Source organism: Scytonema sp. UIC 10036 (genome assembly GCF_009725235.1).
Genome location: NZ_WJFC01000182.1, coordinates 19,652 through 27,124, shown reverse-complemented (window position 1 = coordinate 27,124; position 7,473 = coordinate 19,652). Strand labels below are relative to the sequence as shown.

Genomic DNA, 7,473 nt, shown 5'->3' with positions numbered 1-7,473 from the left:
ATAATATAAGCAGTAGGTTGGGTTGAGGAACGAAACCCAACATTTAATCGAATTATTGGGTGTCACTTCGTTATCCTCAACCTACACAATACCCAACATTTAATCGAATTATTGGGTGTCACTTCGTTATCCCCAACCTACACAATACATTTGGCGATTTAAGATTTACTTTATAAATGACCTCTGATGATTGTATTTTTGAAATATACGTAGGGGCATTGCCTATCATATAAAGTTTTTATGCAGCATCGCCCCAGCTACAGTGTTTATAAATTAGTTGATTTGCATTTACGATGCATGCGCTCAAGCGCAACTACGAACGTATAAGGGAAAGATTCAATCTGTTGCTGCTATTAAGGCGGTAGCTGCTTCGCTATCAAGTGCTTTGGAGAAAAAGTATCCTTGCCCATATTCACATCCCAGCGATCGCAAATGCATGAACTGCTCTTCTGTTTCAACTCCTTCTGCAATGACATCTAACTCTAAACTGTGAGCTAAATTCACAATTGTCCTGACTATATCTGAATTTTTACTCTCAAAAGCTATTTGACGGATGAAGGAACGGTCAATCTTCAAAGCATTGATGGGAAGACAATGTAGGTACGATAGAGAAGAATAGCCAGTACCAAAATCATCAAGCAACAGTTGAATTTGTCTTTCTTGCAGTTGCTTTAAGACGGCAGCGGCTTTATCGGCATTATTCATCAAAACACTTTCAGTAATTTCTATCTTTAAAAAGGAGCTATTCAAATCTACAGCTTGTAAAATTTGGTCAATTTGTTCCACCAAATCCGGTTGAATCAGTTGAATCCCAGATAAATTCACACTGATGGAAACAGGCAAGCGTTTGGGTAATTTCTCTTGCCAGTGACGTAATTGACGGCAAGCTTCCATTAAAACCCATTGACCGAGAGGAATAATTAACCCTGTTTCTTCTGCAAGCGGAATAAAATCATTTGGGGAAATCAGCCCTTGTTTGGAGTGCTGCCATCGCACCAACGCTTCAAAAGCAGTGATTTCTCCAGTTATAAGTGATACTATAGGCTGGTAGTTGAGATGTAACCTCTGGAGTTGAATTGCTTGAGCAAGATCTGCTTCCATTTGCAGTCTGGCAACAACTTGCAACTGCATATTCCGATTAAACACCGCCGTGTTGGATGTTTCTTGCTTTTTGGCATAATGCATTGCCGCATCTGCTGCCTGTAGAAAGTCTTCAGCTTGGCTGTAACCAATTTTGTTACAAACGATACCAATGCTAGCAGTACAAGATTCCACAGATTCCTTAAGTTTAAAAGGTAATTTCATGGCTTGATGGATACGTGTTGCGGCAAACTCTGCATCCCGTGCATTGGGAGTATATGCCAGTAAGATGGCAAACTCTTCTTCTCCCACTCGTGCGAGTATATCTACTGGACATAAATATGTTAACAAACGACAAGCTACTTCAATTAGCAGTTGTTCGCCTTGGCAGTGACCAAGGCTGTATTTAATCAGTTGGTAGCGGTTCAGGCTAATATACAAGACAGCAAAATGATAGTCATAGTTGGTTTGAGCCTGCTTGATACATTCACTTAAGCAATCTAAAAACTTCACTCGGTTGGGTAAACCTGTAAGGGCATCATAAAAGACTTGGTGCTGTAATTTTTCCTGTGCTTGTTTGCGTGAAGTGATGTCAAAGCGAATCGCTAAATATTGAAACGGTTTTCCCTTGCTATCGAGAAATGGAACGATAACAGTATCAACCCAATAATATGTTCCGTCTTTGGCTTTATTCTTAATTTCTCCTTGCCAAACTTTTCCTTGGCAAATAGTTAACCAAAGGTTTTGAAAAAATTCCTTGGAATGATAATTAGAATTAACAAGTTGATGGGTTTTCCCAATCAGTTCTTCTCTTAAGTATTTGGAAATTTCACAGAACTTATCATTGACATAGGTGATAACTCCCTTGGCATCAGTAATTCCTACAATAGCAGAGCTATCTAAAGCAAATTGAATATCTGATAAGTTTTTCAGGGATTTTCGTAGCTCCGATTCTATAGTTTGGCGAGCGGCAATTTGAGTTTGAAGTTCTTTATGAATATTTTTGAAGTACATTGCTTGTTGTTTTAACTTCACCGTCATGTTAAACAAATCTACAAACGCTTTAACCTTAGCTATCAGTATTTCTGCGGAAATAGGTTGAAAGATATAATCGACTAAACCTAAGCCATAATCTTTCAAGATAACATCTTCAAATTGACTGGATGCCGGGAGAATGAAAATAATTGGCGTTTGTTCGGTTTTCTGTCGTTGTCGAATAAGTTTTGCTGTCTCAAACCCGTCCATTTCCGTCATTTGAGGATTCAGTAAAATCACGGCAAATTCCCGATTTAGAAGAAATCTTAAGGCTTCATAACCAGAGTTTGCTTTTACCAAATTTTGTTTGAGGCAATCCAGAGTAGCTTCTAAAGCAAGCAAACTTTTATTGCAATTATCTACCAGAAGAATATTAACTTTCTTCGCTATACAAGTGTTTTCACTGAATTCATAATTAGCTGGAGATAATTCCATATTCTGGATAATCATAGAATGCCCTTCACAAAATTCATGGGTGATTGCGTAATTTTACTGATTTAATTTATAAACTTTTAATTAAGAAGTGTTTGTTCACAAGAGGATTTGTATAATCTAAAAAATTTACCCTCTTTTATAACCTAAAATCAAGGTATAAATTGTAATATTACAAAAATCAAGAAATCTACTCGATCGTGAAGTAATTTGAAGACGGTAGATGCCAGCTATGTACGGAAAAACCACCGCCACAGCAGAGTGTTGTGACGGTGGTTGCTAAATTACTCAGATCCTGGAGGCGGAGCCTCCCTTAAGGCATTCCCAGGCAGAGCCTGGGAACGAGGTGAACGAGGTGAATGAGGTGAAGCTCCGCCTGGGAACGAGGTGAGGATTGTTCTTATGCAAAAACTTTTTCAGCTTTTGTTGACCTGTTGAGATTAAACTCGGCAAATGGACGAGGAGTTTTAATATTTATTTCTAGCCAGTTAATTTTTTTAACTTCTTTGGTAAAACTTGGCATCTCTTGGCGACAGGATGGGCAGAACCAATAGACTCCTTGAGAGCGGACGTGGCGCAATAACTGGTCGGTGCAGCAAGGGCAGGAATTCATAATATTTTTTACCTCCGGTTGCAGGTGGAGTAATAAACGATTGATAAAGTAGTTGATATTAAAACTTGGGTAGAGAGTGGCTGTGATTAAGCATTAACTCTTAAACTTGATGTGTTCGCGGTTTTCAGGACGTGTTGTTTTTACCGGAATATTTTCATGCTAGGTTAACAATGTGAGAATCTTGTGAAGATGAGGTAGCAAAATCACAAACCAAATTACGTGTTAACTCCGTTAAAAATACTCCCTTCATCAAGGTTGCTTACGTAGGTCTTCGTAATTCTACCTATTAGTTAAGATTTAAGACAAACCCATTCATCACGACTGCTTGCTCACAATTTCCTCAATTTTTTTTTTTAAACTGAAAATGTAGTGGCAATTCTCTTTCTAATACTGCTTGGTTAAAGTTGGCTAGTAAATTTTTCTCCCTGCACAGCCCACCCTACCTATATTAGAGAAATAAAATTATAGTCATATGTAGACTACAAAATTTATAAGACGAGGAAAAAAGTTGTTATGTATAACGACAAATCCTACACTGTGAATTTTTTGGGATTATCTATCAACGACAGAGAAATTATTACTTATCTGCGAAAAACTCTACAGTTGAAGGAAATTTGTCAAAAAATTATCTATCAAAGAATTATTCACAAGGCTGCTTTGGAACAAGGTTTAATAGTGACTCCTGAAGAAATTCAATCTGAGATAAACCACTTGCAGAGGGAGCAGCGGTTGGCAACAGATAGCGATCTTTTCGTGTGGCTGGAGGCGCACTTACTGACAGCAGATGATTGGAAAGCAAGTATTCGCGATCGCCTATTGCAACAAAAATTGGCTGAGGTCTTATTCTCTCAACACACGGAAATATATTTCATCCAACATCAGCCAGATTTCGAGCGAGTATTGCTTTATCAATTGATTGTGCCTTACGAACAGCTAGCGAACGAGCTGTTCTATCAGATTTCGGAGCAAGAAATTACTTTTTATGAAGCGGCACATCTATATGATATTGATGAGAGACGGCGCGATTGCTGTGGTTGTGAAGGTAAAATTTACCGATACAAGTTAAAACCAGAAATTGCCGATGTTGTTTTTAATGCAAGTATAGGAGAATTAATAGGACCAGTAAACACGGAGAGAGGGAGTCATTTATTCATGGTTGAAGAGTATATTCCATCTGAACTAAGCGCTACAGTACGTCAAGAAATATTACAGCAGATGTTTGTACAGTGGATAGAAGGTCAATTGAATGGGATGCTGCAACGTAACAATTCTTAAGAATTATCAAGTCAATTTTGTGTAATTGCTGGTAACGCGGAGTTGCATCCGGTTGATCGAGCACGACTGAGAGCAATACTGGCAGATTTGTATAAAGACTGCAAATCGTCCCCATCTTCAGAGTATTGGGCTATACCCGCACTGGCAGTTACCTGAAACTTGCTATTGTTGCTGGCAGTAAACTTTTGCTCCTGTAGTGTTTCCAGAATTTGAACAACTCTTTGGAGTCCCTGGCTTCGAGTCATGCCATACAGACCAACTACAAATTCCTCTCCACCCCAACGAGATACAACATCTTCTCCACGAAACGATCGCTGTAGAAGTTGTCCGAGTTGACGCAGCACTGCATCACCGGCTGCATGACCAAAATCACTATTAATTTGCTTGAACTTATCTAATTCTAGAATAGCCAAACACATGGGTTGGTTGTGCCTCAAACTCAAGCGCAGTAGCTTGTTCAAATCTTGAGTGGCGCGATGACGGTTGTACACTCTAGTCAGTGGGTCAATTTCCGCTAAACTCCGTTGCAATTTAGTTCTTTCCAAGCGATGAAGGATGCGGGTGACTAGTTCTGGACCTACAATAGGGATGCTGACAAAATCATCTGCACCAGCTGCAAAAATTTGATGAATAGTTGTGGCATCTATATTATTGGCAAGACATAAAATTGGCAATCCACCCCAACGGATATCGTTTCGTACCACTTGACACAGTTCAATTCCGTTTAAGTTGGGCATATCGAGGTTCACAATCAGCAAATCCGGTGTAGATGCTTCTAGAGTTTCCCAAAACTGTTGGGGATTGTTCTCGACTATGGCTTTCAGTCCCCAAGGTTCTAGGAGAGTTTGTAAAGTGGCTGGGGTTTGGGGATTGTTGTCTGCAACCATTACTACTGCTTCCGATCCAATGTTAGTTGGTTGCAAGATATGCGTAACAACTTGTATCACTTCATTCGCAGGCATTGGCTTTTGTAAAAAAGTGCGTCCCCCCAATCGAGCCACTTCCAAACGAGTATTCAAATTGCTATGGGTTGTAAAGACCACAACAGGTACTGGTGGCGTTTGTAACAAAAGTTCTGCTAGCAGGGCAAAACTCTCTTCAGTTGTATTTCCGACAATGGGGTCAAGTAAAACGGCATCAGGGCGGACACAATCAATTTTATCCCTAACTTCAGTAATGGTTGTTGCTACTTCTGCAATGATTCCTTGAGCTTTAGATCTGATGGCTAATTCACGAGCGAGTTGGCGATCGCTATCAACTATTAATAGTTTAGGGCGTCCGTCTTTGGAATTTGCCAACTTTGACACCGATCCTGGGGATGAAGACTCAATTTCTTTACGCAAAGCCATCACTAACTTATGTAAGTATTTGGTTTCTTTAGTTGAAGGTTGGCTGAGTTGCAGGTGATGTTTGATTGTACGAGCTAACTGTGCGCCTTTGTTCAAACCATAATGACATAATGAAGCTATGAGTGTCTGAGCTTCTCGTTCGGCAAAAGTACGTAGTTCTTCAGTCTGTGTTTCTTGCAAGTAAGCTGTAGCAGCCTGTTCGAGTACAGTTATGTGCTGGTTAATTCTTTCTTTAAACCGATGCTGAACTTCAGCCAATGCTGGTGATGTCTGCTGTTGCTGTTGACTTTCTCCCTTAAGAGAGATGTGACTTCTTTGTTTTGTTGGTAAGGCTTTGAGACGATACCCAATGCCATAAACAGTTTCAATCAAATCGGCGGCGGCTCCCACAGCCTTTAGTTTCTGTCGCAATCCTTTGATTTGAGTTCTAACTGCTTCTTCTGTTGGTGTGTTTTCAAACGACCAAATATGTTCGAGAATTGCATTACAACTAAAGACCCTTTTAGGATAACGCATCAGCAACTCTAAAAGAGCATACTCTTTAGGTGTTAGCTGTATGGGTTGTGCTTCATAGCACACTTCAAGATTGCTGGGATCGAGGCGCAATTTACCCCACTCTAATACAGGTGATTGAGTTGAGCTATTTCGACGCAATAAAGCACGGATACGAGCGATGAGTTCTTTGCAGTCAAAAGGTTTTACCACATAATCATCTGCTCCTGCGTCTAACCCCATTGCTTTATCATGACCGCTATCTCGACCTGTTAACAAAAGGATGGGAACTGTAAAACCGTGCGATCGCAACTGGCGACACAAACTAATCCCATCAAGTCCCGGTAACATGATATCAAGCAGTATCAAATCGTAGTTAAAGGCTCGTACTAAGTCCCAAGCCGCTTGACCATTTCCTGCCACTTCAACTGCATAACTTTGATAATGAAGGAGCGCAGTGAGTGATTTCACGATTGATTCATTATCCTCTACAATGAGAACCCTCATGATTACTCATCCCCACTAAATTTCTGTTGTTATCTGTACTAAGAATTTTTAACAATTCTTTGACTGGCTGTGTTCCAGTCAAAATCGGGATTGAAGCTAAGCTTCAAACACAATAAAATGGCAAAAAACTTTGTTGGATTCAGTAAAATTAGCTGAATCTACATCACTTCTTAGCCCAAGTTATGACAAACTTTGGCTGCGTTTTTCTACAGGAAACCATAACACCTAGACTGCAGTTTAATATAGAAGTCTCTTGACGGCAACTTTAATTTAAACTTTAGGTGTAAAGATTTGATGAATACAAAAATATTCAGGAGCCTCAATAGCCGTAGATATAACTACAATATTATTGAAAATTTTATACTTGAGGAGAATGAACATCTTTAAAGTAAGAACAAGTGACTTAAGTGATATCAAGCAACCTTTTCAAACTTATCTAAGATTCACGTATACAGTCAAATTACTGACAACTCCGTATCAGAGTATTGCTAGTATTCTATCTTTGGAGGAATAAGAAAGAAATATAATAATTTTATAAAGATAAAATTACAATATGTTAAGTTGCGATTCTCGACTTCTTTAAGAACTTAGAAATCTTGCAATATCTCGCTTACAAACAATTCACAAGTGAAGATCTCGTATCCGTAAGAAGGTCTTTAATATTTTCTTAATATTTTCCTCACAAGTGTC

General features: G+C 39.2%; 4 protein-coding genes. 1 reads left to right on the top strand and 3 read right to left on the bottom strand.

Annotated elements, in window-relative coordinates; translation table 11 throughout:
• Nucleotides 1-336 precede the first annotated feature (336 nt).
• Nucleotides 337-2,565 carry an EAL domain-containing protein gene (locus F7734_RS47790; RefSeq protein ID WP_155751364.1) on the bottom strand — a complete coding sequence of 743 codons (2,229 nt, stop codon included), beginning with the start codon at nucleotides 2,563-2,565 and terminating at the stop codon, nucleotides 337-339.
• A 382-nt stretch (nucleotides 2,566-2,947) separates the two neighbouring features.
• Nucleotides 2,948-3,160, bottom strand: coding sequence for a hypothetical protein (locus F7734_RS47785; RefSeq protein ID WP_155751363.1), 213 nt, complete (start codon nucleotides 3,158-3,160; stop codon nucleotides 2,948-2,950).
• A gap of 513 nt (nucleotides 3,161-3,673) precedes the next feature.
• Here F7734_RS47785 and F7734_RS47780 point away from each other — a divergent pair.
• Complete coding sequence (locus F7734_RS47780; protein ID WP_155751362.1) at nucleotides 3,674-4,435, top strand: peptidylprolyl isomerase; 762 nt, start codon at nucleotides 3,674-3,676, stop codon at nucleotides 4,433-4,435.
• Between the two features lie 11 nt (nucleotides 4,436-4,446).
• Here the strand turns inward: F7734_RS47780 and F7734_RS47775 are convergent, their stop codons facing one another.
• Nucleotides 4,447-6,783: a response regulator gene (locus F7734_RS47775; RefSeq protein ID WP_155751361.1), complete on the bottom strand. Its 2,337-nt coding sequence runs from the start codon at nucleotides 6,781-6,783 to the stop codon at nucleotides 4,447-4,449.
• Nucleotides 6,784-7,473 lie beyond the last annotated feature (690 nt).

What these genes read in the sequence shown, in the direction of transcription:
- F7734_RS47790 (WP_155751364.1), bottom strand. Translation starts at nt 2,565, where the DNA reads ATGATTATCCAGAATATGGAATTATCTCCAGCTAATTATGAATTCAGT.
- F7734_RS47785 (WP_155751363.1), bottom strand. Translation starts at nt 3,160, where the DNA reads ATGAATTCCTGCCCTTGCTGCACCGACCAGTTATTGCGCCACGTCCGC.
- F7734_RS47780 (WP_155751362.1), top strand. Translation starts at nt 3,674, where the DNA reads ATGTATAACGACAAATCCTACACTGTGAATTTTTTGGGATTATCTATC.
- F7734_RS47775 (WP_155751361.1), bottom strand. Translation starts at nt 6,783, where the DNA reads ATGAGGGTTCTCATTGTAGAGGATAATGAATCAATCGTGAAATCACTC.